The organism is Athalassotoga sp. (assembly GCF_049965695.1).
Taxonomy (GTDB): domain Bacteria; phylum Thermotogota; class Thermotogae; order Mesoaciditogales; family Mesoaciditogaceae; genus Athalassotoga.
The window spans coordinates 23,562-48,706 of record NZ_JBMFWB010000006.1 but is presented as its reverse complement, the minus strand read 5'-3'; the positions used below and the strand labels follow the sequence as shown (position 1 = coordinate 48,706).

The 25,145-nt window shown below is 38.9% G+C and carries 29 protein-coding genes and 1 pseudogene; 18 read left to right on the top strand and 12 right to left on the bottom strand.

Translation table 11 applies throughout. The features are described 5' to 3' along the window. The first annotated feature begins 89 nt into the window (after positions 1–89). The 8 genes and pseudogenes from ACP5NR_RS03025 to ACP5NR_RS02990 all read left to right on the top strand — a co-directional run. Positions 90–815: a carbohydrate ABC transporter permease gene (locus ACP5NR_RS03025; RefSeq protein ID WP_428005949.1), complete on the top strand. Its 726-nt coding sequence runs from the start codon at positions 90–92 to the stop codon at positions 813–815. Then, entirely contained in the window at positions 812–1,651 is an 840-nt protein-coding gene (locus tag ACP5NR_RS03020) for a carbohydrate ABC transporter permease (RefSeq protein WP_428005357.1), read from the top strand. The genes ACP5NR_RS03025 and ACP5NR_RS03020 overlap by 4 nt, the downstream gene beginning before the upstream one ends. A 20-nt stretch (positions 1,652–1,671) precedes the next feature. Continuing rightward, complete coding sequence (locus ACP5NR_RS03015; RefSeq protein ID WP_428005358.1) at positions 1,672–2,949, top strand: iron-containing alcohol dehydrogenase; 1,278 nt, start codon at positions 1,672–1,674, stop codon at positions 2,947–2,949. A gap of 4 nt (positions 2,950–2,953) precedes the next feature. Further along, positions 2,954–4,837, top strand: coding sequence for an aldehyde ferredoxin oxidoreductase family protein (locus tag ACP5NR_RS03010; RefSeq protein ID WP_428005948.1), 1,884 nt, complete (start codon positions 2,954–2,956; stop codon positions 4,835–4,837). 67 nt (positions 4,838–4,904) lie between these two features. Beyond that, positions 4,905–5,789: a 4-hydroxy-tetrahydrodipicolinate synthase gene (gene dapA, locus ACP5NR_RS03005; RefSeq protein WP_428005947.1), complete on the top strand. Its 885-nt coding sequence runs from the start codon at positions 4,905–4,907 to the stop codon at positions 5,787–5,789. Positions 5,790–5,820: 31 nt separating this feature from the next. After that, a complete protein-coding gene (locus ACP5NR_RS03000) occupies positions 5,821–7,407 on the top strand; it encodes an L-serine ammonia-lyase, iron-sulfur-dependent, subunit alpha (RefSeq protein ID WP_428005946.1) in 1,587 nt (528 codons plus the stop codon). Positions 7,408–7,530: 123 nt separating this feature from the next. Continuing rightward, complete coding sequence (locus tag ACP5NR_RS02995) at positions 7,531–7,815, top strand: ribbon-helix-helix domain-containing protein (RefSeq protein ID WP_428005945.1); 285 nt, start codon at positions 7,531–7,533, stop codon at positions 7,813–7,815. A 108-nt stretch (positions 7,816–7,923) separates the two neighbouring features. After that, positions 7,924–8,043, top strand: a pseudogene (locus ACP5NR_RS02990) (type II toxin-antitoxin system RelE family toxin); the annotation flags it as partial. A gap of 243 nt (positions 8,044–8,286) precedes the next feature. On the opposite strand, the gene ACP5NR_RS02985 reads toward ACP5NR_RS02990, so the two are convergent. Both ACP5NR_RS02985 and ACP5NR_RS02980 read right to left on the bottom strand, forming a co-directional pair. Next, positions 8,287–8,703: a putative toxin-antitoxin system toxin component, PIN family gene (locus tag ACP5NR_RS02985; RefSeq protein WP_428005963.1), complete on the bottom strand. Its 417-nt coding sequence runs from the start codon at positions 8,701–8,703 to the stop codon at positions 8,287–8,289. A 5-nt stretch (positions 8,704–8,708) separates the two neighbouring features. Next, entirely contained in the window at positions 8,709–8,945 is a 237-nt protein-coding gene (locus ACP5NR_RS02980) for a type II toxin-antitoxin system Phd/YefM family antitoxin (protein WP_428005944.1), read from the bottom strand. Positions 8,946–9,237: 292 nt separating this feature from the next. Between ACP5NR_RS02980 and ACP5NR_RS02975 the strand changes: the two genes are divergently transcribed. The 10 genes from ACP5NR_RS02975 to ACP5NR_RS02930 all read left to right on the top strand — a co-directional run bounded on the left by ACP5NR_RS02975 (position 9,238) and on the right by ACP5NR_RS02930 (position 13,026). Further along, positions 9,238–9,519: a BrnT family toxin gene (locus tag ACP5NR_RS02975; protein ID WP_428005943.1), complete on the top strand. Its 282-nt coding sequence runs from the start codon at positions 9,238–9,240 to the stop codon at positions 9,517–9,519. Further along, positions 9,516–9,794: a CopG family antitoxin gene (locus ACP5NR_RS02970; RefSeq protein WP_428005942.1), complete on the top strand. Its 279-nt coding sequence runs from the start codon at positions 9,516–9,518 to the stop codon at positions 9,792–9,794. Before ACP5NR_RS02975 ends, ACP5NR_RS02970 begins: the two co-directional genes overlap by 4 nt. Before the next feature lie 368 nt (positions 9,795–10,162). Next, on the top strand, positions 10,163–10,447 hold the full coding sequence (locus ACP5NR_RS02965; RefSeq protein WP_428005941.1) for a hypothetical protein: 285 nt from the start codon (positions 10,163–10,165) through the stop codon (positions 10,445–10,447). 9 nt (positions 10,448–10,456) lie between these two features. Then, positions 10,457–10,954: a tyrosine-type recombinase/integrase gene (locus ACP5NR_RS02960; protein ID WP_428005940.1), complete on the top strand. Its 498-nt coding sequence runs from the start codon at positions 10,457–10,459 to the stop codon at positions 10,952–10,954. Between the two features lie 49 nt (positions 10,955–11,003). Next, the gene (locus ACP5NR_RS02955; protein ID WP_428005939.1) at positions 11,004–11,207 is read left to right on the top strand and encodes a hypothetical protein; all 204 of its coding nucleotides are present in this window, start codon (positions 11,004–11,006) and stop codon (positions 11,205–11,207) included. Continuing rightward, positions 11,200–11,451, top strand: coding sequence for a type II toxin-antitoxin system RelE family toxin (locus ACP5NR_RS02950; protein ID WP_428005938.1), 252 nt, complete (start codon positions 11,200–11,202; stop codon positions 11,449–11,451). Before ACP5NR_RS02955 ends, ACP5NR_RS02950 begins: the two co-directional genes overlap by 8 nt. Before the next feature lie 5 nt (positions 11,452–11,456). Further along, positions 11,457–11,648, top strand: a complete 192-nt coding sequence (locus tag ACP5NR_RS02945; protein WP_428005962.1) for a tyrosine-type recombinase/integrase — start codon at positions 11,457–11,459, stop codon at positions 11,646–11,648. A gap of 213 nt (positions 11,649–11,861) precedes the next feature. Further along, the gene (locus ACP5NR_RS02940; protein WP_428005937.1) at positions 11,862–12,338 is read left to right on the top strand and encodes a type II toxin-antitoxin system VapC family toxin; all 477 of its coding nucleotides are present in this window, start codon (positions 11,862–11,864) and stop codon (positions 12,336–12,338) included. Between the two features lie 25 nt (positions 12,339–12,363). Beyond that, positions 12,364–12,795, top strand: coding sequence for a hypothetical protein (locus ACP5NR_RS02935; protein ID WP_428005936.1), 432 nt, complete (start codon positions 12,364–12,366; stop codon positions 12,793–12,795). Between the two features lie 54 nt (positions 12,796–12,849). After that, entirely contained in the window at positions 12,850–13,026 is a 177-nt protein-coding gene (locus tag ACP5NR_RS02930; RefSeq protein WP_428005697.1) for a hypothetical protein, read from the top strand. 213 nt (positions 13,027–13,239) lie between these two features. On the opposite strand, the gene ACP5NR_RS02925 is transcribed toward ACP5NR_RS02930, so the two are convergent. From ACP5NR_RS02925 to ftsZ, 10 genes are read right to left on the bottom strand one after another with little or no spacing between them, the layout of a single operon-like run. Further along, complete coding sequence (locus tag ACP5NR_RS02925; RefSeq protein WP_428005935.1) at positions 13,240–14,778, bottom strand: DNA repair protein RecN; 1,539 nt, start codon at positions 14,776–14,778, stop codon at positions 13,240–13,242. Positions 14,779–14,790: 12 nt separating this feature from the next. Then, entirely contained in the window at positions 14,791–15,948 is a 1,158-nt protein-coding gene (locus tag ACP5NR_RS02920) for an amidohydrolase (RefSeq protein ID WP_428005934.1), read from the bottom strand. 5 nt (positions 15,949–15,953) lie between these two features. Further along, the gene (gene oraE, locus ACP5NR_RS02915) at positions 15,954–18,137 is read right to left on the bottom strand and encodes a D-ornithine 4,5-aminomutase subunit OraE (RefSeq protein WP_428005933.1); all 2,184 of its coding nucleotides are present in this window, start codon (positions 18,135–18,137) and stop codon (positions 15,954–15,956) included. Further along, entirely contained in the window at positions 18,130–18,498 is a 369-nt protein-coding gene (locus ACP5NR_RS02910) for an ornithine aminomutase subunit alpha (protein WP_428005932.1), read from the bottom strand. Before ACP5NR_RS02910 ends, oraE begins: the two co-directional genes overlap by 8 nt. Next, positions 18,485–19,894, bottom strand: coding sequence for a 2-amino-4-oxopentanoate thiolase subunit OrtB (gene ortB, locus ACP5NR_RS02905; RefSeq protein WP_428005931.1), 1,410 nt, complete (start codon positions 19,892–19,894; stop codon positions 18,485–18,487). Before ortB ends, ACP5NR_RS02910 begins: the two co-directional genes overlap by 14 nt. A 1-nt stretch (position 19,895) precedes the next feature. Then, on the bottom strand, positions 19,896–20,195 hold the full coding sequence (gene ortA, locus ACP5NR_RS02900) for a 2-amino-4-oxopentanoate thiolase subunit OrtA (protein WP_428005930.1): 300 nt from the start codon (positions 20,193–20,195) through the stop codon (positions 19,896–19,898). 1 nt (position 20,196) lies between these two features. Beyond that, a complete protein-coding gene (ord, locus tag ACP5NR_RS02895) occupies positions 20,197–21,207 on the bottom strand; it encodes a 2,4-diaminopentanoate dehydrogenase (RefSeq protein WP_428005929.1) in 1,011 nt (336 codons plus the stop codon). 12 nt (positions 21,208–21,219) lie between these two features. Beyond that, positions 21,220–22,395, bottom strand: a complete 1,176-nt coding sequence (locus tag ACP5NR_RS02890) for a hypothetical protein (RefSeq protein WP_428005928.1) — start codon at positions 22,393–22,395, stop codon at positions 21,220–21,222. Then, a complete protein-coding gene (locus ACP5NR_RS02885; RefSeq protein WP_428005927.1) occupies positions 22,392–24,074 on the bottom strand; it encodes a GspE/PulE family protein in 1,683 nt (560 codons plus the stop codon). The genes ACP5NR_RS02890 and ACP5NR_RS02885 overlap by 4 nt, the downstream gene beginning before the upstream one ends. Before the next feature lie 7 nt (positions 24,075–24,081). Then, positions 24,082–25,131, bottom strand: coding sequence for a cell division protein FtsZ (ftsZ, locus tag ACP5NR_RS02880; protein ID WP_428005926.1), 1,050 nt, complete (start codon positions 25,129–25,131; stop codon positions 24,082–24,084). Positions 25,132–25,145: the final 14 nt, after the last annotated feature.

Sequence of the window (25,145 nt, the reverse complement as noted above, 5' to 3'; positions counted from 1 at the left end):
GTATTTTTATATATTATCCCGCTTATCAAAGTTTTTTTATGAGCCTTTACAAGGTTTCACCCTTTGGAACAAGTAGTCGCTTTGTTGGATTGGAAAATTTTTTGCAACTTTTTCAATCTGGTAGATTTATCCAATCTGTTTATACAACATTGATATTCGTTGTTGTTACAGTTGTTGTAGGACTTGTGATTTCGTTACTGCTTGCGATACTTTTGAACGACAAAATACCGGGAATCGGGATATTCAGAACTTTGTTATTTTCTCCTTACGCCGTATCTCCGGCTGTTGCAGGGGTTTTGTGGGCTTTTCTTTTAAGTCCTGTTTCCGGATACGTAAGTTATCTTTTCTTGATAATTTTTAAGATACAACCTCAATGGCTTACAACATATCCACTGGCTTTGATCGCTGTAATGATAGCAACTGTATGGCAGAATATAGGTTTCAATGTTATATTCTTTCTTGCAGGTTTACAATCGATTCCTCAAAGTTATTATGAAGCAGCAACAATAGATGGTGCAAATTCTGTAAATAAATTTTTTAAGATAACGATACCTCTTTTATCACCTATAACATTTTTTCTTATAATTATGAATATATCGTCTTCTGTTTTTTATTCTTTCGCTGCTATAGACGTTATGACAGAAGGAGGTCCTTCAAATACTACCACAACAATGATGTATGAAGTTTATCGGGAAGGATTTTTTTATTTCAACAATGGAGCGGCTTCATCTGAATCTGTTATTTTAATACTTATCATGGCATTTTTCACATATCTGTATTTCAAGTTTGGTCAAAAGGCGGTGCACTATCAATGACAAAAAAACAAAGAAGAAACGTTCATGTAGTTGTAAAAGAAGTAACTCTGATAATTATAACTATAATAATGCTTTTACCAATACTTTTGTCTATAACCATGAGTTTTGAAACACCTTCTGAGGTTTTTACTTATCCTCCAAGAATTTTTCCGAATACATTTTATTTGGGAAATTACGTTAATGCCTTCAATTCGATAAAACTTGGAAGATTATTGATCAATACTTTAATAATGAGTGTAATCATAGTTGCAGGTAAAACTGTATTCGGCATACTTGCCGGATATGCTTTTGCGAACTTCAAATTCAAAGGTTCCGCTTTACTTTTTGCCTTACTTTTTGTCACGATCTTTATGCCGGCAGAAATGATAATGATAGTCCCACTTTATAAATTAATGGTCAATTTTCACTGGGTGAACACCTATTGGGCGCTTACGGTGCCATTTATCGCAAGTGCAACAAGTGTATTTTTAATGCGTCAGTATTTTTTAACAATTCCTAAAGAACTTGAAGATGCAGCAAGAATAGATGGAGCAAGTTCGATGGGATATCTTATAAGGATACTTATCCCACTTTCAAAAACCATGATAGGGAGCGTTATAGTGATAAATTTCGTCTACGCTTGGAATTTTTATCTTTGGCCACTTGTTGTTATAAATTCCAACAGTATGCAGACAGCGCAAATAGGTCTTCAGATGCTTATGACTACAGGTGCAACAAGAAATTGGGGCATAATAACCGCAGGAACTATTATAGTGCTTGCTCCTGTTCTAATTCTTTTCTTTGCGGTTCAAAATCTTTTTGTACAAGGGATCGTCACTACTGGTTTGAAAGAATAAATTAAAGGGAGATGAAGATTATGAAAGATGTTTTCCTAAATTACTGGTTAAACAGAAGTGATGAATATGGTTTACCACCACGAATACTTTTCGGATTTAACACTATCGATAAGGCCGGAGAAGTATCCAAGCAGATTTCCAAGAATAAGGAAGTACTTATCGTGACAGATAAATTTTTGTTAAGTACAGGATTCATAGATCAACTATCGAGTTCGCTTGAAAAAAATAATTTAAATTTTAAAATATACGCTTCGGATGTGGCTGAACCGACAAAAGAGCAGGTGAATTCGGTAATAAAAGAAGCATCTGAAAAAGATTATGGACTTGTCATTGGCATAGGAGGAGGAAGTAGTTTGGATAGGGCAAAAATTGCAGCCTGTTTTGGCGGATTCGAAGATAGAGCAGAAGATTATTTTGCACCGAGCACCAAAATTTTAACTCATTCAAAGCCAAAACTGCTCATTCCAACAACTGCTGGAACGGGAAGCGAGGTTTCAAATACGGCTGTTGTTATAATACCAGAGAATTACGTTGGAAGCGCCAAAACATGGATTACGGGTAAAATGATACTTGCAGATGCTGCAATTTTAGATCCTTCACTTATGATCAATCTTCCGCAAAGGGTGACTGCAAATACAGGTATAGATGCCTTAAGTCACTGTGCCGAGGGAGTAATATCAAAGCAGGCAAATCCTTTTTCAGACGGACTTGCCATTGAGGGTATAAAATTGGTGGCCGAAAATATAAGAATGGCATACCATCAAGGAGAGAATTTGGAAGCAAGATGGAATATGTCCATGGCAGCGATGTTAGGTGGAATAGTTATAAGTTTCCCTTGGATTGGCGGACCGGCAACGCTGGGTCATGCCGCATCGGAAGGTATTTCACCGAAATACAATATTCCTCACGGAGCTGCATGTGGAGTTTTACTGCCTTACGTTTATTGGTTTAACCTTAAAAGTTCTTATGCCGAGAGAAAACTTTCCGTTATATCTGAGGCTATGGGTGTTGATACATGCAAGATGAGCGATCAAAAAGCGGCAGAATCTGCCATTTGGTCAACATTTGATCTTCTTGAAGATCTCGATATGTCCACAAACCTTAAATCTTATGGAATGAAAGAAGAGGATATTCCGGTGATCGCTAAATATATCTTTGAACGTTCAGAAAGAATGTACGCAATGTCTGGATACAATCCAAGAAAAGCAACACTTGAAAATATGGAAGAATTCTTTTACGCCGCTTATGAAGGAAGAGAGTACCTCGAGAAAGATTTGTCTAAAAAACATTGGAGATGATCTTATGGAAGAATTTTTTGGATATGCCGGAAAGATACTAAGGGTGAATCTGGAAAACAAAACTTCCACAATTGAAAACCTAAATCGTGATGATGCAAGAATGTATCTTGGCGGTGCAGGCCTTTCTGCCAAAATACTTTACACTGAACTTCAAAAAGGTGTGGACCCTTTATCTCCTGAAAATAAAATTATCTTTTCAACAGGGCCATTGACGGCTACGGCAGCTCCGGGATCTGGAAGTGTGAACTTATGCTTTAAATCACCGCTGACAGGCATATGGGGAGAAGCGAGAAGCGGAAGTGATTGGGGGCCAATGTTAAGAAAGGCTGGTTTTGACATTTTGATAATAGAGGGGCACTCGTCTAACCCTGTATATCTTGTAATAGAAAATGATAAAATTGAAATACACGACGCATTTGAGATCGTTGGATTGACAACAAGTCAAAAAACATCTTACCTTAAGCAAAAACTTGGGAAAGATTTTGAAATAGCCGCCATAGGGCCTGCGGGAGAAAACAAAGTGTTTTATTCAAGTGTTATGTTCGGAGAAGGCTCACGTGCAGCCGGACGTACAGGAGCGGGTGCATTGCTTGGTTCAAAGAATTTGTTGTCAATAGCGGTAAAGGGCAATGGGAAAATACCTGTAGCGCATCCTCAGGAATTTTATTCCTCATGTCGTGAATCTTCTCAAAAATTGCTGAGCAATCCGGATAATCTTGGACTTAAGTTGAATGGAACGACAGGAGATCTCGGTAAATGTGACAATGCAGGTGACTGGCCAACAAAGAACTGGCACTCGAACTCATGGGGTAAAGGTGAGGAGTTATACGATCGGTTCAAAAAGCACAATCTTGTAGGATCTCATGGGTGTTACAAGGGATGTATTCTCTTTTGTGGCAGAATTGCTAAAGTTGAATCTGGAAAATGGAAAACGCCGGTACATGAAGGGGCCGAATATGAATCAATATCGGCATTTACCGCTTTCATAATGAATGATGATATGGACGCGGCCGTTCATGCGACCTATCTTTGCAATGAATATGGGCTTGACACGATTTCTACCGGAGCGGCAATTGCATTTGCAATGGAATGCTATGAAAAGGGGATTCTTTCCAAATCTGATTTCGATGGTTTAAACATGGATTGGGGAAACATGGATTCCACGATAGAAATGATAGGTAAAATAGCCCGTCGCGAAGGTATAGGTGATATTCTTGCAGATGGTGTAAAAAAGGCTTCAAAAGTTATTGGAAAAGGATCTGAAGAATTTGCCATCAATGTTAAGGGATTAGAGGGAGCGGCACACGATCCAAGGTCTGGAAAAGCATTGGCACTAACTTATGGTGTCGGAAACATAGGAATGAGCCACATTCATCCAATAGAAGGCATGGCTTACGATGCTTACAAAGTTGATTTTGGTTTAATTCCTTATGGTCTTGAAGATCCAAAACAAGTTGATAGGTTTGAAGAAAAGGGAAAAGGAAAGACCTCGAAATTACTTCATGATTTTGGAGTAATTCCAGATGTTATAGGGCTGTGTAAATTTTACATTTACGCGGGTCTCACGCCAGATGATATATCAAAAACACTTTCCACTCTTACAGGATGGGATATAGACGGGAAAGAACTTTTGAAAATTGGAGAAAGAATCTACAATCTTCAACGTATGTTTGATATAAGGGAGGGGATCTCGAGGAAAGATGACGAGATTCCTCAACGTGTGAAAAAAGTTCCGGATTTTGGGAAATATGCGACTGTTCCGGAAAGTGCAATTCAAAATTACGATGCGATGTTAGAAGAATATTACATAGCAAGAGGCTGGGATTTAAATGGTGTTCCGAAACCAGAAAAATTAAGAGAATTGGGCTTAAACTGGATCAAACAATAAAGTTTGATATGTGAGAATTGCTTTGAAAATATTAAAAAGTAGATTTCATATGAAAGGACGAGAGACGATGTTCAGAGGAGTATACACAGTTTTGGTTACACCTTTCAATTCTGCAGGTGAAGTTGACTATGAAGGATTACAAAAAAATGTTGAGTGGCAAATACAGGAAGGCATTCATGGTTTAGTGGTTAACGGTAGCACCGGAGAGTTTGCAAGTTTGGAGGATTATGAAAGAGAAAAAAGTATGGTTACAGTTCTCGACGCCGTTGCAGGAAGAGTTCCCGTAATAGTTGGCGTTTCTGCCGAAGCAACGGAAAAAGCCATATATTACGCTAAAAGTGCCAAAAAGATGGGTGCTCAAGGTGTATTAGTTTTACCTTCCTATTATTGTAAACCCAGCCAGGAAGAAATATTTCATCATTTCGCTTCAATAGCCGATGCGATAGATATTCCGATCATGATATACAACAACCCATTTACAACAGGAGTGGATATCCAGCCAGAAACTGTAAAAAGGATGGTGGATTATCATCCTAATCTCGGCTACATCAAGGAATGTACAGGAGATATTAAGAGATTTCGGCATATCCAACTTCTATGTGGTGATAAAATTAAGGTTTTCTGCGGATGGGAGGATTTGGCATTTGAGTCATTTGTAATGGGCGCTTATGGATGGATTTCGGTTATAGGTAATGTCACACCGAAGTTAGCCGTTGAACTTTTTGAAAAAGTGGCTGAACAGAAAGATTTTGATGGCGGATGGAAGATTTACAAATCCATGTTGCCTCTGCTTCAATTTTTGGAATATAAAGGAAAGGCACCTCAAACCGTTAAGTATTGTCTGGACAGGATGGGCTTCAGTGGTGGAAATGCAAGGATGCCAAGACTGCCTCTTAGCGATGAGGATAAGAAAGATATCGATGAAATTTTAAAGGGTTTGGAGTTAGCGTAGTTTATCGAAACAGCAATGGAGGCACACATAAATGATTAAACAGCCTGCAAGTATTTTTAACGATGTTATAGGGCCTATTATGAGAGGACCATCAAGCTCACATGTGGCTGCGGCTAACAGGATTGGTAACCTTGTTAGGCAAATGGTTAAGGGAGATCTCAAGGATGCCACCGTCGAATTTGACTCAAAGGGCTCTCTGGCAACAACGTATCATGGGCATGGTTCAGATATAGGTTTGGTTAGTGGACTTTTGGGCTTGAATCCGACAGATGATCGTTTACCTAAGTCACTTGATTTAGCAATACAAAAAGGAATTAAGGTTAATTTCAAGATTGTAGATCATGAGGTCAAGCATCCCAATACGTACAGAATGACACTCATAAACGATATAAATGAGACTTTACACCTTACTGCTATTTCAGTTGGTGGCGGTATGATCGAGATTCAGGAAATCGAAGGACTTGAAGTGAGTATCGCCGGAGATTTTTATGAAACGATAATATTTGTGGAAGATGTTGATGAGATAGAATTAAAGCAAAAGACAGAAAAAATAATGACTTTAATTAAGAATTTCGATTTCTGCGATTACTCTCTAAGAGGCAAAAGCGGACTAATAGACATTAAGACCGGCTACAGGTTACCGGTTAATGTAATCAGACAAATTCAGAATACTGGAAGGATCAGAAATATCATACAACTTGAGCCTATTTTGCCTATTATGTCAAGGAAAAACTGTGCAGTGCCGTTTAGAAGTGCTGAGGAAATGCTTCAAATCGCATCAGAAAAAAAATTAAAACTATGGGAATTAGCCGTGATGTATGAAAGTGCCAGAGGTAACATATCTCAACAAGAAGTTTTTGAGAAGATGAAGGAGATCGTCGTTTTAATGAAATCGTCGATTGAAGCGGGCCTCAGAGGTACTTCTTACGAAGATAGGATTTTAGGTCCACAGGCATATTTAATCGAAAAGAACAAGGATAAATTGATTCCGGGTGATGTCACAAACAAAGTAATATCTTATATTACTTCGATGATGGAGGTTAAGAGTTCGATGGGAGTGATTGTGGCAGCGCCGACTGCGGGCGCGTGTGGTGGCTTGCCAGGTACTATCATCGGCGCATCTGAAGTGCTGGGGCTTAATATCGATGAGATGACAAAAGGCATGCTTGCCGCGGGAATAATTGGTGTTTTTATTGCCGAAAAAAGTGGTTTTGCTGCTGAAGTTGGCGGTTGCCAGGTTGAATGTGGTGCCGGAGGAGGTATGGCTGCTGCCGGTCTTGTGGAATTAGTTGATGGAAGTGCAGTGCAAGCCGTTGATGCAGCTTCTATTGCTTTACAAAATATACTTGGTTTGGTCTGCGATCCGGTCGCTGACAGGGTAGAATGGCCTTGTTTGGGTCGGAATGTTATGGCGGGAGTTAATGCAATAGCATCTGCCAATATGGTTTTAGCAGGATACGACAAAGTCATTCCTCTTGACGAGACGCTTACCGCAATGGATGAAGTTGGAAGAATGTTGCCTTTGGAATTACGCTGTACCGGACTTGGTGGGTTATCAATAACACCCACTTCAAAGAGAATATACAACGAGCTAAAATTACGTTCAGAAAAAAGATGATAGATGCTGGTAGATAAGATGTTTTAGAGTTCATACAGCCAAAAGTAGAGGTACGATATAGTGATAAGATTTCTAATATTTTTCAATTCTAAATGTGGTACAATGTGATACAGGAGGTGTAACATGGGAAGTTTATCTGTACGAATTTCAGAAGATCTCGAAAGAAAACTTAAAAAGTATTCTAAGGATTTTGAGATTCCTAAAAGTTATATTGTGAGAAAAGCTATAGAAAAGTACATAGACAATTTAGCGTCAAACAAAGATATAATTAAAGTCGTAAATTCGATTGAAGAAGACGAGCCTTTGGAAGATGAAGTAAAAGCTATTAAGAATTTCAAAAAAAGGAAGGAAAGAAATTCTGCCAAATTTTTGTCTCAAGAAAGAGTTAAAAAGATTCTAAATGATTGAATGAGAAACGAAAGCGGTCAAAGAAGTTAAAAAAATTCCTAAAGATATGCGACAAAGGATCTTTTTTGCGTTAGATAAATTTGATAGTACAGGTCAAGGGGACGTAAAAAACTCAAAGGAATGGAATTTTATCGGCTTAGAGTTGGTGATTACAGAGTGATCTTTGAAATAAATAAATCGGCAATACGTATTATAGAAATTCTCAAACGCAATGAAGCATATTGTTAGGATAATTTTATATTGACTTTGAAGTCTCGAATTAGGATTTCATTAAACTTATATCCATAACTTGAAGCCAACAGACACAACTTAAATCTCAATTTATCACAAAAGTCGTATGTTAAATTCAATAAAATTCGGCGTTTTTGATCAAAAATTTTCGATGTTGATATTATCTTCATATGTTGGTATTCCGAGGGGAAATATGTAGAATTAATTTGCGCTTATGAGCACCTTTAATAAGCTATTACTTTAAAACATTTCAAGAAATTCGGCTGGTGTGACGATCTTCAAACCTAATTTTGAACACTCATTAACCACTCTCTCACAGGTTAAGTCTTTGTCTCCAGTGATCAAAATTTTAGCATCGCTCTCTATCGCTGCTGAAATGTAGTGATTGTCAGCATCATGATCAGAAATGTTGATCATCTTTTTTACTTCAACAACATCGATCAGTCCAGCTTTTTCAAGTTCTGCAATCGTCACCACAAAATCATCAGGATTTATCTTCACTTTCTTTTTCTTGGCTTGTTTTGCAAAGGAGTAAATATCACTCACGAACTGTTGAGGAACTATGACTTCAAAATCGTTTAAAGCTTTTCTCATAGCATCGTATGGCTTGCTTCCCGTTTTCATGAAAGCGGATATGAATACATTGGCATCAAGCACGACCTTCAACTTTTCTTTCCTCGTGCTTTCAGATACATCTCTTCTATTTCTTCATCTTTTACATTCGCTTTTTTGAAAGCGTCCTTTGTTTTTTGAGTGAGAAGATCCAATTTTTCTATGGGGCTCAAAGGCACAACTCTTGCCATCGGAATACCATCCTTTGTGACTATGATCTCACTTTCTCCTAAAATCTTGGACATCTTGCTTCTAAATTCTCTCACGCTTATGATCTTGGTTTGCACATTGATCACCTCTGTTATTCATTATAACACATAATGGTGCACAGTTGAACTAAACGTAAATGACAAATATGCCTATTTATTAAGATCAAATTGATCCGTGCGGCTAAGAAATTGTGTTAACTCTAATGGGTGAAAGTCCCATCAAAATAATACCTAACCAGAAGTTTCGTAGTTAGCCATTTTGATTTTTTCTTTAATCAATTTATCACAAAAGTTTTTGTGTTAAATTCAAGTGCTTTCCACTTAACGACTTTTATTACTTTTTGTGTTACAATAGAAATGGCGATATCTCTTGATAGAATATATTTTATGGACAAAAGGCTCAATAGAACATATTGCAAAGCATAATTTCATGCCAGAAGAAGTTGAAGAAGGCATTTTCGACGATAAACCTTTGTTTATGGTATCAAACAGAGATGGTAAAGACAGAATGTACGTGCTTTGTAGGACTTTAGCAAATAGATTATTGTTTGTCGTCATTACAAAACCCGTTAAAAATCAAGTCAAAATAATAACTGCACGTGATATGACAGACAAAGATATCAGACTTTACAAAAAGAGAGGTGCAAGATGAAAAAGGCTTATAAAGATGAAATACCAAAATTTAAAAATTTAGAAGAAGAAAGAATATTCTGGGATACACATTCATTGGAGGATGTTTTTGACGACTTAGAAGAAGTCAAAGTGCTTGTAAGAAAGCGTCCTAAGACAACTGTATCTATAAGAATGGACGAAGATGAATTGAAACAAATAAAAGAGCTGAGTAAAAAACTGGGTGTAAAATATACCGCGTTAATTCGATCATCCACAAGAATTGGGCTATCGAAAGTTGCAAAACTTGCAAAATGAGGGCGTAAATTTTGAAGAAAAGAAATGGATTCGATTTAAATCAGCGGATCACTTTTAATGGGCGCAGTGGATCAATTTTTACTTGACTTTATACAAAAGAGGATCCTCTATGCGAGGATACTTAATTTATGGTATAATTTTTTAGTATGATTTTCTCCTAACAGATTAAAGGGGCCCGTATGGGCCTCGTTATTTTTATCGGCCCATATAAAAGGTCGCCTTTTGAACATAAGTATACTGATTTCGTCTAATTAATAAAGTTACCCCCTTATGATGTTTGCTTGACATAGATTGAAACTGGAAAAAGCCCTTATAAAAAGGGCTTTTTTGTGGTACATCTGGTAAAATATATTCAGGAGATGACTTTCATGCCTAAAATTTACGATGTTCATTCCTTTGAGTCCCATCTTGTCTCAAGAGGACTCGCCGACAATTCCGTTAAAGCATTCGTGTCCGACGTACGGCAATTTTTAGATTCTAATCTTGATCCCGAAAGTTATTTAGAAGATCTCAAACGCAAAGGATGCACCAATTCCACTTTGATGAGAAAGCGCGCTTCTTTGATAAACTACTACAAATTCAAAGAAGAGCCTCTTAATCTTGCACCTATAAGGGTTAATCAACCACTTCCATTTGTGCTCACACAACCGTAGGCAAAGGCTTTGTTAGAGGAGGCATCAAGGACAAGGAATCCCAAACGTGACAGATTGCTCATAGAGTTGATGTTAAGGGCTGGTCTGAGGCTGGCAGAAGTTTTAGGGCTGACCGTAGGAGATGTGCTCGAAGATAACGGAATAACCTTTATTCTGATAAGGCATACGAAGGGTAAAAAGGACAGACGCATTCCAATCGTTGATAAGTCACTTGTCAAGCTTTTGAAAGGCTATATCCGCGGGATCCCGCTTGAAGATCCGTTGTTTGAGATATCTAGGAGAAGGGTTGAACTGCTTGTCAGGGATCTCGCACATAAGGCAGGGATAAAGAAACCTATTCATCCTCATACGCTTAGGCATACGGCTGCCACTTTGTATCTTAAGAACGGCACGAACATTGAAAGCATCCGAAGGATGTTAGGCCATGCGAGCCTTTCGACGACACAGAAATATTTGCAGCTGACAGACGAAGAGGTTGCAAAGGATCTTTCGAAAGCAAACTGGTGATATCTGTTAAAATATAGATAGGATAATGTTTATCAAGGAAGGTGGTTTTATGCCACAACAAGTTGTGGATGAAAAAGGCAAAGTTGTAAGTGTTATCTTAAGTATAAGAGAATATAAAAAGATGTTGAAAAATTCCGAAGAACTTGAATCCATAAAAGCCTACGATGAGGCAAAGAAATTCGAAAGATCCGGTGGGAAATTTATCCCATTTAATGAAGCAACCAGGAAAATAGAAGAAAAAAGAAGTGTATAAGATATTCATTCTGGAGAAAGCTTTCAAAGAACTTTCGAAGCTTTCTGAAACTGATTATGACAAGATAAAGGAAAAGATATTCTCCTTGCAGGAAAATGCGAGGCCTTATGGATGCAAAAAGTTACATGGACGAGAAGGATGGCGTATCCGTTGCGGAGGATACAGAATCATATACGAAATCAATGAGCCAAAAAAAGAGATAAATATTTTGCATATAGGCCCTCGACGGGATGTCTATAGATAAAGTGAATATTCAACGATAAAAAACCGATTTATACTCACACGCTCATGCATACGGCTGCGACTTTGTTTTTTAAGAACGGGACGAATATTGAGAGTATCCGGAGAATGTTAGGCCATGCGAGCCTTTCAACAACACATAAATATTTGCAGTTGACAGATGAAGAGGTTGCAAAAGATCTGTCGAAAGCGAACTGGTAGGGTATTTGGTATAATGTCTTAAATGCTTAGAATTAAAAAAGAAGAGGCGAGATATATGCAAATAAAGGATTTGATTAATTTCATGGACAATCTTGGGTATAAAGCTAAAGTGAACAAAAAAAACAAATATCGTGGATAAGCTTCTTGGTAAATTCGAATGGGCAGAAGAAAAAACAAGTACTCAGATTTTAAAAGAATTACGGAAAACTGGATATGGAAAATATTGAAGCATTGTTAGATACAGACGTACTTCTCAATTGGTTATGCAAAGAAGTTACACCTGAGGGGGAAGTTTTATGGGAAAGTCCATATAAAATACTCAAGAAAGTTGAAGCAGGAAAAGTAAATCTCTATACAACGATCGTGAATCTTATGGAAATAAGGTTTATGCTCAGAAGGCGCAAAAAATGGAATTACTCGGAAATAGAAAAAACTCTTACTGATTTACAAAAAATAAATAATTTTGAGGTTATACTTCCAGATGCAACTGATATGATAACGGGATTCAATCTGCAATCAAAGTATGGATTGGATTCGTTTGATGTTGTTTATCTTGGCATATCTGTTAGGTTACCTACTTTGTTGGTAACGAGAGATAAGGAATTTGCAAAATTGGCCAATAAAGCAATGAAAAAAGAAATAACTTTTGATCCGGAATCATTTTTGCGGATTATTGAAGCTAAAAACTGAATTGGGAAGTTAAATTGGTGATGGGATGAATTTGCTTTCGAAAGTTGCTATCTTTACAGTTGTACTTTTACTCTCGATAAGCGCATTTGGTTCATGCTGGAAATACACAACAGATATAGACATAGATATGCCGTTGAACGGCTTTCCCCTTCCTGTACCTATATTTTCAAAGATATCCACATACGGCTTTGAAGGTTTTAATCCATTTCAGATGGGATATTATTTCAAAAGGTATCTCATGCCAATCAAGCCTGATGTTTTTGATGCATACATAAACTTCGGGACAGTGCTTTTGGTAATACCATATCTGGATACCGGAATTGATTACATAAGCCAGTCGGGGTTATACATAGGATTATATCTGCCGCTGGCATTTATACCTTTAAACGGAATCTATTCATTTTACGGAATACGACACGCCCCGATCTTCGGAATCAATCTGGGATACTTTCACTGAAAGCCGGCATCAAGCGATATTTAAAGTCCAAGCGATAGATATGAGAGGTGATCTATGCCATACAAAGATGTGATATTGAAATACCTGTCTCACATATCTCCGAAAGAAATCGCCGAATTTGTAGGCGTGAGTTCCGAGACAGTTGAAAGTCTTTCGGAAGAGATAAAAGACATACGCATAGCAGATCTCCACGCAGACTTTGTTCTTCGAACAGACGAAGAGATGATCTAAACAGATTTTATGTCTATAATGCACTGCTTACAAGAGAATTTGACAAAGCCCATCTCGCAAAGCATCGGCTTCCTCATCATCATGTTTTCCGCCGATCTGTCATTCTGGCCGAAGAACCGGAATCACATTTAAATGAGATCTTGAATCGATTTCAGGATGACGGAAGAATGTCTGTATTTCCACGCACCGTCAGCTGCCTGCCACGTGCTGTTTTTACTGATTTGGCATTTTACCAAACATTTCCTTTATCTCTGCGTGTCTTTCTTTGCCGTTTATTTCGTTAATGGTAGAGTAAGTGCTGCCATTTGATTGATATTTTTGCACTTTGAAATGTCTGTCGGCCACTGCCGCTATCTGCGGCATATGAGTTATGACTATTACCTGAGTGTTTTTGGATATTTCTTTCATTTTTGTTGCCACAACGTCTGAAGTTCGTGGCCCAATTCCTGTTTCTATTTCGTCAAAAACAAGGGTCGAAATTGGTAAATTACCGCTTATCGATGATTCTATCGCAAGGTAAAGCCGTGAAATTTCTCCGCCTGAAGCTATCTTTGATACCGAAGTTTCGGGCATTCCCAGGTTCATGGATCCGGTGAATTCAATTTGATCTTTGCCATTTTGTGTAAAATCGGTCTCTTTCTGAATGAAAGAAATGTGGGCATTTTGCATCGAGAGATCTTCGAGATTCTCATTTATGCGTTTTACAAGTGCTTCTGCGGCTAATCCACGCATTTGCTTTATTTCAAGCGCTATTTGTTTCATCTGATCCGTCAAATCGGCAAAGTCTTCCCGGACATTTTTCAATCGGATATTTACTTCATTCAACTGTTCGTACCTTTTTTTCAATTCTTCCAATCTTTCATTTACATCTGAAAGTCTCGGACCGTACTTTCTTTTCAATTTTTCTATTTGATTAATTTTTTCTTCCAAATCATAGAGTTTTTCTTGATCAAATTCAAGAGAATTTGCATAATCGGTGAAATTCTTTTTGAGATCCATCAAGGATGCCTTGATTTCTTCAATCATCTTCAAGAATGGCAGATGCTTATCTATTTTTTCCATTTCTTTTACATCTTTTAAAACCAATCCAAGGATAGGTTCAATTCCATTTTCTCCCCAGACGAGATATTCTGTTTCTTTTATCATCTTTAGAATATCGACAATTCCGGATTGCCTTTTATATTCATCTCTGATAACGTTATATTCCTCGTCTGAGATCAAGAATTTTTCTATATTCGAAATTTCCTGAGAGATATTTTCTATTTCTGTTTCAGGATTGGTAGATTCGTTGGTTTTTATGAACTTCGAAATTTCAACATATCTATTGTAAAGTATTCTGTATTTTTTGAGTTGTTCCTGAATGCCCGATGAAAATATGTCCACAAAATTTGTATGATTTTTTGGATCTTTTAGAATTTGAGAGATACCTTGATTGTGTATATCCATCCAGCCGCCGACATGATTTTTCAAATCTGCAAGTGTTATCATCTCACCGTTCAACCTTGCGCTCATCCTTGATGGACTTATTTTTAGATTTATCACGAATTCTTCTCCGTTTATCAAGAAACGTGATTCTACTTCACTTTTTTCTGTCAAAAATTCATTTTTTTCTCCAAGCAGGGATTTTAAAATAGAAAGGAAAAGTGATTTCCCAGAACCACTTTCCCCGGTTATAACATTCATCTTATCTGAGAATTCTATGTCTATATCCTCAAAAAGGGCAAAATTTTTCGCGTGTAATTCGAGTATCATCTATGCCTCTTCTTATTCAAAAACCTTTTTACCTTCTATGTACACCTTTTCAACCCTTGATTTCATGTCAAATGGATGTCCGCTCCAGACAACCACATCGGCATCTTTTCCTTTTTCTATCGATCCGACTCTGTTTTCGATGCCAAGAATCGTTGCTGGATTTATGGTAAGCATTTTCAAAAGGTCTTCCGCTTTTGCACCCTGTCTCATCGCCGCTGCTGCTTGAACGGAGGCGTATTCAAGGGGAATAACGGGATGATCGCACATCAACGCCGTTAATATGCCATTTGAGTTCAATATCTTTATCGATTCCATAGTCATGTCTTTTAATTCTCGCTTCGTTCTGAAAGTCAAAAGCGGTCCAACCACAACAGAAATCTTTTTCGCTTTAAGGGTATCGACGATCTTGTAACCTTCGGTGCCGTGTTCTATAACGAATTTGAATCCAAATTCTTCTGCTATTCTTGAGGCTGTAAGTATATCATCGTAACGGTGAGCATGGATTCTTGCAGGCATCTGACCTCTTAAAACGCGTTCGCCCGCTTCTAATTTTAAGTCTCTCTCAACGAAAGTTTTGCCTTCTTTTTGAGCGTTTTCTTTTTTCTTCATGTAATCTTGCACTCTTGTGAAATAAGTTCTTATGATGGCTGCTACACCTAATCTTGTTGATGGAGTCTTTTTTTGATCCCCGTAGACTCTTTTTGGATTCTCTCCAAAGGCCATTTTCAATCCGGCAGGTTCTCTTATTATCATCTCATCCACAATTTTAGATTTGAATTTTATTATAGCGCCCTGACCTCCAACCGGATTTGCACTTCCCGGCACTATCATGACAGTTGTTATTCCTCCGGAAAGTGCTCTTTCTATGGCGGTATCTTCTGGATTGAATCCGTCGATTGCTTTTACATCTGCCGTTACAGGATCTGTCCATTCGTTGCCATCGGATGAGACAGGCTCGTTGACTCCTTCTTCCCATAGGCCTATGTGAGAATGTGCGTCTATGAATCCAGGTAACAGATATTTACCATCTAAGTCAATAACTTCAACGTCATTTCCTCTTTTTTCTGTTTTTCCTGTGGACTTGATCTTTCCGTTTTCGATGAGTACATCTCCTTTAAAAGGCTCAGAGGTTATAGGTATGACATTCGCATTTTTGAAAAGTATTTTCACTTTTATCACCTCAATTTTTTTGTAAGTGCTTTTACAAGAAAACTTGCAACATCCGCACCATGCGTACCTCTTCCAAAACCGGCATCCATTCCGGCAGATTTTGCAAGATCGTTTGTTATTTGAGTGCCTCCCGCTATGAGTATGAGTTTGTCTCTTACACCTTTTTCTATCGCGAGATCGCTTAATTTACGCATGTTGTGAATGTGAACGTCGTTGTGGGTTATTATCATGGATGCAAGGACTGCCACAGAATTCGTCTCTATTGCGGCGTCAAGCAATTTTTCCACCGGTACGCTCGTTCCGAGGTAGACATATTTTATGCCGTATTTTTCTATGCCTCCGTGCTTTATGTCCAATATTTCCCTCATACCGACCGAATGTTCATCATTTCCAACCGTTCCGGCAACGACACTTATCTCATGATCTTTGAAAAATTTTGTTATCTCATCATCTGGGAGTACATCTATTTTTTCGGGCATCTTGAGATTTTTTGTGTCTATTTCAAATGGAATCTTACCTTTTATCTCAACGTAAGTACCTTCAGACGGGTGAAGTACTGTTTTGTGAATGACGTTTATGTCCGTTAAGCCTAAACGCTTTGCCGTTTCCATCGCTGCCACTTCTGCGATCTCTTCATTTGCCGCGAAGGTCATATCCAGTTGGATGGTCCCGTCATTCGACCATTCAACTTCAGGCTTTATAAGACCTTTGTCATTTAATTCTTCATCTGCTTTGAGTCTTAAAGAAACGTTGTCTGTTTCATCCAGTTCATCTATGTATTTTATCTTTTCCGGCTTACAAAGCGTGCAGCCTCCTATCAAATCGCATGGCTTCTTTATTCCTTTAGGCAGGTTGTTGTAGCCGAAATGCTCACACACGGGTGCCATGTAATCTTTGTCACGCGGAACAACAGTGTTTCCGGCTATTTCTCCATCTTTTTTTCTTTTTATGCCATCTCCGATTCTTTCCGGATAATAACCGTTATCCACAAAAAAACCTTGCTCGACGGCTTCAAAATATCCTCCAACCTCTATTATCTCTTCGAGCATAAGAATCGCACGCATCTTTAATTCTCTTACCTTATCGTTTATCTTTTTTTTGTCTATTTTGACATACTCTGTAAGACCGTCTAACGCGACAAGTGCATGTTTCGCGGTTTCGATGCCTCGAATCGAATTTATGTGCCATGGCACATTTCTGCCTTCATCCGGCGTTATGGTTGATTGAAGATGTGCACCTGTAAGCCTTGTGACGAAGGCATCTATCATGTGCATGCGTGTTGCATCGAAGAGATCCGATTCTATGTATTTTGTGTTCATCTGTGCACGAAATCTGTATCCTTTGAAGAGTTCTCTTACCGCAACGGCGTAAGGTAAATTTATCCGCATCGCAGGTGTTGGCGCTGCTGTAGGCGGTACAGTCGATAAGGCTATGTTTTCCTTTTTCATGCCAGATTTAACGGAATAAAGGCAATTTATGCCATGTTGAACAAGTAATTCCGGCATTATTTTCCACGAAACTCTTGCAGAAGCATTCGCGTTGTGGGCACCGTCTATTTGAAGCATACCGGCCCACGACATTACCTTTTTTGCCACCGCTGCATCCACGAAAGACCTGACTGGATTTATTCCCCTGTACAAAACGTTGTATTGCGGATCCTGATGCGCACCGTTTACCCCTTCTTCGGCAAAAAGCACGGCTATCTCAGGACCGGCAACTCCACTTACGTAAGAATGAAAGTTAACAGGTCTTCCAACTTCATCCTCTATCAGGTCAAGCGCTTTTCTTGTTGCCCTCAATTGTTTTCTCGTTATGGGTATACCGCCAATTCCTTCGGGAGTGCCTTCCATAAGTCCGTCTATATGTGATTGACCCAAAGTTCTTATAACCATTATGTGATCGGCTCCATGCCACGCAGCCATTCTCATCCTTCTGATATCGTCTTCAAATCTTCCGGATGCTATTTCACTCGTTATGACAAGATCGGGTTGAGGATCTATGTTATCAAAATAGTGTGCCGCTGGTAATGAAATCGAATTTTTTAAAGGTTCACTTGCTTGCATATATTCATAGCCGTCCATCTTACCCTTCCAAGGCTTTCTCCACGTCCACCCGCGCCTGCGCGGCCTGTAATTTTCGAGATTTTTAAGGATCTCCTCAATGTCTATCTTTTTATTTGGATCAAGCATTTCTACCATCTCCGAACAATTCTCTCACTTCGTCCCAATGATCTTCTTTGACAAGCATTTCGCCCGCAACCAAATAGTCAATTTGTCTTGCCTGGGCGAATTTGTAAACGACATTACCGGCGCCTTTGCCAAGCAATTTTTGTTCAAAGATCTTGTCAACTATGTTTTTTGCGGTTATGCTGTCAAAACCCATCCTCAAAAGCACAGACCTTTCTATCGATGGAGATGTGTGTGTCTTTGCAAGATCTATAAGTGGATCCACGATTTTCTCGGTAAGTTCCCAAAATCTTTTGTCTAACTCTTCATCTGTTAGATTTTTAAGATGTTTGCTTCGCTCCTCAAAATCATCAGGCCTTGCCATCTTTCAACACCTCTTCCAACATTTTATCTATTTCTTGAGAATTAGAATTCGTATCTTCCGCCATGAATTTTTTCTCGACATCGGAAAATTTACTTCTACCGTACGCTTTTATTGATTCTTTAACGTAAGACTTTTTGAGATTTTCAAGCGGGTATTCTATGATTCCAATTTGTTCGATGCTTTCAGGTATGGCTATTACTTTACCGGGCACGTCTTCTTTTATCGAATTCCCGTTTTTAACGATGACTCCCATTTTTTTTGCGAATGTGAGTTGGGCGCTGGGTAATTTACCTGCACCTGTATATTCTGTTTCCTGCACGACTATTATCTGATCTTCATCCATTTCTTTTGCGATGCTCAAAGCCGCTGTCAAAGATGTGTTACCGGCCGGCCCTCTCATCATGCCCTCAACCTGTGCAAGTGCTTCCGTTGTGAAAAAAACCTCTCCTTGCGTTACAAGTACGTATCTGTCCAAATACCTCAAAGATCGAGCGGCATTTCTTGGCACATCTACCCTGTCAGGATAAGCCGAAAATGGTATTCCGAAGCCCGTGTGGCCTGTGGTGAATGATTTTCTGTTAAAATCGTGATCACTTGCCATATGAAGTCCTCTTAGATCGACACTTGATCCTATAACTTTGGTTTTTGCACCGGCCTTCTTTAAACCTCTCGCAGTACCCGTTACATTTCCGCCACCCGCATGGGTTACAAGCACCGCATCCGGGAATCTTCCATATCTTGATTTAACCTGAGTTGCTATTTCATATCCGAGAGTTTCTATTCCGGCGATTCCAAAGGGGGTATAAAGGGATGCATCGAAATATCCCGTTTCATCGAGCAATTTCAAAGTGTAGTAGAAAAGTTCAGGGCCCACCGTTAACTGAACAACTTCAGCGCCATATGCTTCACAGGCACGTCCTTTCTCAAGTATTTCCGGTTGTCCAACATGATTACTGTCAAAAGTTTCCTGTACGATTATCGCACGCAAACCATATTTGGCAGCCTGAGAGGCCACCGCAGCGCCGTAATTTCCAGAAGTTGCGGCTATAACTCCCTTGTAGCCGTGATTTTTTGCGTGATAGATGGAAACCGACGCCCTTCTGTCTTTAAAACTTCCGGAAGGATTCGCAGATTCATCTTTCAAAAATATCCTTGCGCCTTTTCCGAGTTTTGAAATCTTCCTGACGAGTTTTGTAAGGTTTTTAAGTTCTACAAGTGGCGTGTTGCCAACCTGAGTTTCAGATTGAATTTTTCTTATTTCATCCAAACTGTAAGAAACTTCTTTCATCATACGATCGTAATCGAAAGCAATGCCCTCTATTTCAAATTTGGAATAATCTATGCCAACGGCTTTCTGAATTATCTCATTTTTCCTTTTTATCACGTCTTCGTACATTTTAAACGCTTCCTTCTTCAAGTTGCTTTTTGAGGTTTGGCCCTATTTTCAACAGTTCTGGTACAGGATTTCCGAAATCATGGATATATCTTGGGTTTACTTCGACAAGTGTTCCGGAAACTGTCCTTCCGCTTAAAGTCGTTATTTCAACCATTTCTCCTATTTCGCCGTCTTCATTTAGAAATCCGTTTATCCACGCTTCAAGTGGGACTTTCTTGGTATCTTCTGGAAGATTTGAAACTCTATTGGATGACTCGAGTACGACGTTATGTATTTTGACCCAATCTCCTTTTTTGGCCATTTCAATCATCTACGATTCCAAATGGCAGTTGCATGTCTTTCATCGTTAAAAGTCCGGGTCTTGCTTCTATAACTTTGGGAATCATGTTAACGGCCATGGCCATCGTACCTTTTCCGCCGGGAATTTCTGGCTTTATCTCCAGCGAAATGTTAGGATCTCCTTCTATCTGGATGAAATCGCCGGTTTTAACGTTTTCCGCTTCCGGATGAATTTGTTGCGGATGAATGAGTTCTATCTTTACCTCTCCCTTGACAATGCCACGCCCCACATGTTTGCATCCCGCAACCTGACCGGGTTCAACTTTGGCGTAAGGTGTTTCTCTGTGAGTTTTTGAAATGATGGGTTCTCTTTCCTCCTCAATTTTGTCTAATTTCCAGCCAAGTGCATCCGCTATCATGGAAATCGATTGTCTGAATCCGACATGTCCGACTATCTTTCCCGATCTTATGCCATCTTCAAATTCTTTTACGGTTGTTCCGACTCCCTGAGTTCTCATGACCTCCGCACCAAATGGAGAAAGGTCATTTATGCGCTGGGCTTTTATTTTTTTGACGTCAAGGCAAGTACCTGTTAAAGAAAGTATAAGCGTGTCAAGCACAAAGCCTGGATTTATTCCTGTTCCGAGAATAGACACGTTATGTTTTTTTGCCATTGAATCCATTCTGTGAGAAAGTTCTGGATAATCGACCCACGGATATGCCATCTCTTCCGCTAAAGTTATGACATTTGCCGAATTTTCGACAGATGCTTTTATCATCGGGAAGACAGCAGGCACAAAAGAGGTTGTTGCTATGACCACGAGATCGGGATCAAGCGATAAAATTGCCTTCTCGGCATCGGAAGATATTTTGATGTCGCTTTTAACTTCAAGATAATCTCCGAGACTTTTTCCTCCCAGTTCCTTTCTTCCCGTTTCTACAACACCGACAAGTTCAAGCGTTTTCTTCTTTAGAATATCTTTCACGATGCCACTTCCCATGGCACCAATTCCCCATACCAATACTCTGTACATTTTTCTTCCTCCTCACGAAGATTGAAATTTTTTATTGTAACTTATGGAATTATTCCCTATCTTTACCATTACCTCAAAATCGTAGGTGCCAATTTCAGAAAAAGTCAGTTCCTGCAATGCTTTTGAATCAAAAATGATCTTTTTCTCTCCGGCATTTATGCGAAAATTATGAGGAACGGCACTTGAAAATCTGTAAAATTCAACGTCATCTTTCTTTATTATAACCGTTAACGAGTCAAGTATGACATATTTTTTTTGTAAAGCATCGTCGTTAACGAGAAAAACAGAAAAAGAAACCGGCACTTTTGATTTGACGTCTGATGGCAGATCAGATGTGATCTTTAAGCCGGAAATGCCACTTATACCATCTTTGTTTATGACGGAAATCACAGAAGTTGCAACCATATCCTGATTTCCTATTATTTTCGCTGCAAAAATGTAATCCCCTGGATTTTGAATAGTCTTTGTTTGATAATTGCAAACAAACGATTTACTGTCAGGTGGAATCGTTAAGGTTGAATTGAGAGTGAGATCGTTCGTACTCAGAATCTGTCTTTGATTCGAGATGGAAAAGATGATCTTTTGAATCTTCACGTTTATTGTATCTGTAGAAATGTTACGAAGATACACCGACACGTTTTCTTTTTGCCCTTCCACTATAAAATCATTTGCAAAGGTAAAAAACGGGGAGATATTCGAAGTGTATTTGAAATTTTTTCCAATCAAAACAGTCTTCCCATTCAAATTCATCAACACTTTTCCAGTGTAATTTCCGGTTGTAAAATTGGTTCCGCCTTTTACACTGTAGATTAAGATCGTACTTTTGGGATCGATCGTCGATCTTATAACGTTAGAAGTTTTAAAAAGATAAACATCGGTAGAACTACCCGTTATCTTCAGATCAAAAGCGTATATTTCAAAATTTTTGTAATTGGAAGATAAATTGGTAAGATATACTTTAAAATCAAATGGTTCACCGGCAAGATAAAGATCTTTTGAAGATGAAATGTAAACTCGAAAATCTCCGACTGTGGTAACCGGATTCACTCTAATTGTCGGATTTCCGTTGAACTGGATGTAAAACAAAAATATCGCCACAACTCCGGCGAAATTTATTCCAAGAATAAGACCTACTTTGCTTGCTAAAGGCTTTTTGACTTTTCTCTCCTTTTCAGTCTCTTCATTCATGCGCTCCTCACCACACGGCTCACTTCTTCGTAAGAAGTTATGCCCTTGAGTATTTTTTCAACGCCATCTTCAAACATCGTTCTCATACCTTCAAGTTTTGCAAATTCACGCAATTCAAGATCAGACGCTCCGGCATAGATTGCCTCTCTGATTTTCGAATTTATTATCATAACTTCGTTTATTGCGGTTCTACCTTTATACCCTTCGCTGCAATTTCTACATCCAACGCCTTCATACATAATGGGATCCATGTGTGGATAAAAGGTAGCAGCAACTTTAGAAACATCTTCGTTTATCTTGATCTCTTTTTTACAATCGTTACAAAGTTTTCTGACGAGCCTTTGACCAACGACACCTATCAGGGCAACTCCAAGCATGTGGGGATCTATGCCAAGGTTTATAAGCCTTGAAATGGCAGATGGGGCATCGTTGGTATGTAAGGTGCTTAAAACAAGGTGACCTGTCATTGAGGCTTCCACTGCGAGTTGAGCGGTTTCTTTGTCTCGAATTTCTCCTATCATTATTATATCCGGATCCTGTCTTAAGACCGATCTGAGAAATCTTGCGTACGTCAGCCCCGCCTCCACGTTAACCTGACATTGGTTAACGCCATCTATGTTGTATTCAACAGGATCTTCTATGGTAACGATGTTTTTTGTCACATCTTTTATCTCGTTTATAGCGGCGACGAGTGTGGTTGATTTTCCGCTTCCGGTAGGCCCTGTGAGTAAAATTATTCCATAAGGATAATTTATGAGTTCTTCAAACCTTTTAAGGTTGTACTCGCTAAATCCGAGACTTGATATCTTTTGCTCGGATGATGAAACTTTAAGTATTCTTAAAACCACTTTTTCGCCATATATGGTGGGCATGGTAGAAACTCGAAAATCGTATTGCTCGTTTTCGTATTTTATGAAAAATTTTCCGTCTTGCGGCACACGTTTTTCAGAGATATCAAGACTTGACATTATTTTTATTCTTGAGACCACAGATGCATTCATGCTCTTCGGAAAGGTTGTAACTTTTCTTAAAACGCCGTCCACCCTGTATCTAACGATGACACTTTGTTGGGATGGCTCTATGTGTATATCGCTTGCGTTTTGAAGAATCCCGTTTTCAACGAGGGTCTTCGCAAGTTTTACCGCTGGTGCCTCTTCAGATTCAACGACTTCTTCTTTTGGCTCTTCTTCTTTTGTAACTTCCAAGATGGGCGCTATTTGAGATGTGTCAATTTGAGATCCAAAAACATACTGATAAACCGTTTCATAGACATCTTTTGAGATGACCGCAATCTTAGGATTTAAGCCTGTTAAAAATCTTATTTCTCTTGCCACCTGCGTGTAATTATTCACGCTATCTGTGGCAATCCAGAGATTGTTACTTTCTTTTTTGTAAGGAACTATTCTGTAAGAATCAATGAGATTTTTAGGTATTACGTTTATAACATCTGCCGGTATATTCGAAGGTAACTCTTGAATTCTCGGCAAATTATATTGAGCCGCAAGCGCATCTGCTATATCGCTCCACGTGACTAAATGTTCTTCAACTAAAATTTCACCCAGCAATTTTTGTTTCGTTTTAGATATTTCAAGAGCATTATCTAAAGATTGCTGGGTTATATATCCCATAGAAACAAGTATCTCGCCTATTTTTTTGTAAGGCGTTGCCAAAATAACCATCCACTCTCTATCTTAAAAACTCATCAAGACCGGATCTGTATATGGCGGGGATATCGCTATCTGCAAAGAGCAGTTTGTCTGCCTCTTCAAAACCAGTTGCTATAAGGGTAACGCGCATTTCATCTTCAGGAACGTTTTCATCGATTATCAGGCCAAACTTCACATCTGCTTCTTCACTGCATCCTTGCCTTATAACAGAGGCAGCCGCATGCATTTCTTTCATCGTAACATTTTTCGGAGCCGAAACGTTTAAAATTATGGAAGAGGCATTCTTAACAGGTTGTTCAAGCAATTTGGAATCCATAGCCATTTTTGCGGCATCTTCTGCTCTGTTTTCTCCTTTACCTATGCCTATTCCAAGCATCGCAGGTCCGGCATCTCTCATGACGGCTTCAACATCCGCAAAATCAAGGTTTATATATCCTCTTTTCGTTATGAGTTCGGATATACCTTTTACACCTTGATGAAGCGTTTCGTCTGCTTTTAAGAAAGCATCTGGTATAGTTGTGTCAGGTGGAAGTTCTTCGAGCAATTTGTTGTTTGATATTCTTATGAGAGTGTCAACATTGGAATGAAGTTTTTTTAGACCCTCAGTCGCTATTCTCCATCTGTTGTTTCCTTCAAAATAAAATGGAGTCGTGACTATTGAAACAGTCAAAATCTGCATTTCTTTGGCTATCTTTGCTATAACAGGTGTTGCACCTGTACCGGTACCGCCTCCCATACCGCAGGTTAGAAACAAGAGATCGGTTCCATCCAATATCTCTTGGATTTCAGGTTTACTTTCTTCAGCAGCCCTTTCGCCTATCTCCGGATATCCTCCGGCCCCGAGTCCTCTTGTCGTTTCGGCGCCAAGTTGAATTATCACATCGGCCTGACTTGCCTCGAGTACTTGAAGATCTGTGTTGGCAGCCACAAAAGTAACGTCCTTTATCCCGGATTCTATCATCCTGGTTATGGCGTTATTGCCTGCTCCTCCAATTCCCATTACTTTTATTACAGGTACCCTTTTTATCTTTCTTTGTTTACTTGCATCTTCAGCGATCTCAAAAGGCATCTATATACCTCCTT

Bases quoted from the DNA above. Each gene is read 5' to 3' on its own strand.
- ftsZ (WP_428005926.1), bottom strand. From the start codon at position 25,131: ATGCCTTTTGAGATCGCTGAAGATGCAAGTAAACAAAGAAAGATAAAA.
- ACP5NR_RS02910 (WP_428005932.1), bottom strand. From the start codon at position 18,498: ATGGCAAGGCCTGATGATTTTGAGGAGCGAAGCAAACATCTTAAAAAT.
- dapA (WP_428005947.1), top strand. From the start codon at position 4,905: ATGTTCAGAGGAGTATACACAGTTTTGGTTACACCTTTCAATTCTGCA.
- ACP5NR_RS02925 (WP_428005935.1), bottom strand. From the start codon at position 14,778: ATGATACTCGAATTACACGCGAAAAATTTTGCCCTTTTTGAGGATATA.
- ACP5NR_RS03015 (WP_428005358.1), top strand. From the start codon at position 1,672: ATGAAAGATGTTTTCCTAAATTACTGGTTAAACAGAAGTGATGAATAT.
- ACP5NR_RS02940 (WP_428005937.1), top strand. From the start codon at position 11,862: ATGGAAAATATTGAAGCATTGTTAGATACAGACGTACTTCTCAATTGG.
- ACP5NR_RS03020 (WP_428005357.1), top strand. From the start codon at position 812: ATGACAAAAAAACAAAGAAGAAACGTTCATGTAGTTGTAAAAGAAGTA.
- ACP5NR_RS02935 (WP_428005936.1), top strand. From the start codon at position 12,364: ATGAATTTGCTTTCGAAAGTTGCTATCTTTACAGTTGTACTTTTACTC.
- ACP5NR_RS02885 (WP_428005927.1), bottom strand. From the start codon at position 24,074: ATGGTTATTTTGGCAACGCCTTACAAAAAAATAGGCGAGATACTTGTT.
- ACP5NR_RS02995 (WP_428005945.1), top strand. From the start codon at position 7,531: ATGGGAAGTTTATCTGTACGAATTTCAGAAGATCTCGAAAGAAAACTT.
- oraE (WP_428005933.1), bottom strand. From the start codon at position 18,137: ATGCTTGATCCAAATAAAAAGATAGACATTGAGGAGATCCTTAAAAAT.
- ACP5NR_RS03010 (WP_428005948.1), top strand. From the start codon at position 2,954: ATGGAAGAATTTTTTGGATATGCCGGAAAGATACTAAGGGTGAATCTG.
- ord (WP_428005929.1), bottom strand. From the start codon at position 21,207: ATGTACAGAGTATTGGTATGGGGAATTGGTGCCATGGGAAGTGGCATC.
- ACP5NR_RS02970 (WP_428005942.1), top strand. From the start codon at position 9,516: ATGAAAAAGGCTTATAAAGATGAAATACCAAAATTTAAAAATTTAGAA.
- ortB (WP_428005931.1), bottom strand. From the start codon at position 19,894: ATGTACGAAGACGTGATAAAAAGGAAAAATGAGATAATTCAGAAAGCC.
- ACP5NR_RS02930 (WP_428005697.1), top strand. From the start codon at position 12,850: ATGCCATACAAAGATGTGATATTGAAATACCTGTCTCACATATCTCCG.
- ortA (WP_428005930.1), bottom strand. From the start codon at position 20,195: ATGGCCAAAAAAGGAGATTGGGTCAAAATACATAACGTCGTACTCGAG.
- ACP5NR_RS02965 (WP_428005941.1), top strand. From the start codon at position 10,163: ATGCCTAAAATTTACGATGTTCATTCCTTTGAGTCCCATCTTGTCTCA.
- ACP5NR_RS02890 (WP_428005928.1), bottom strand. From the start codon at position 22,395: ATGAATGAAGAGACTGAAAAGGAGAGAAAAGTCAAAAAGCCTTTAGCA.
- ACP5NR_RS02955 (WP_428005939.1), top strand. From the start codon at position 11,004: ATGCCACAACAAGTTGTGGATGAAAAAGGCAAAGTTGTAAGTGTTATC.
- ACP5NR_RS03000 (WP_428005946.1), top strand. From the start codon at position 5,821: ATGATTAAACAGCCTGCAAGTATTTTTAACGATGTTATAGGGCCTATT.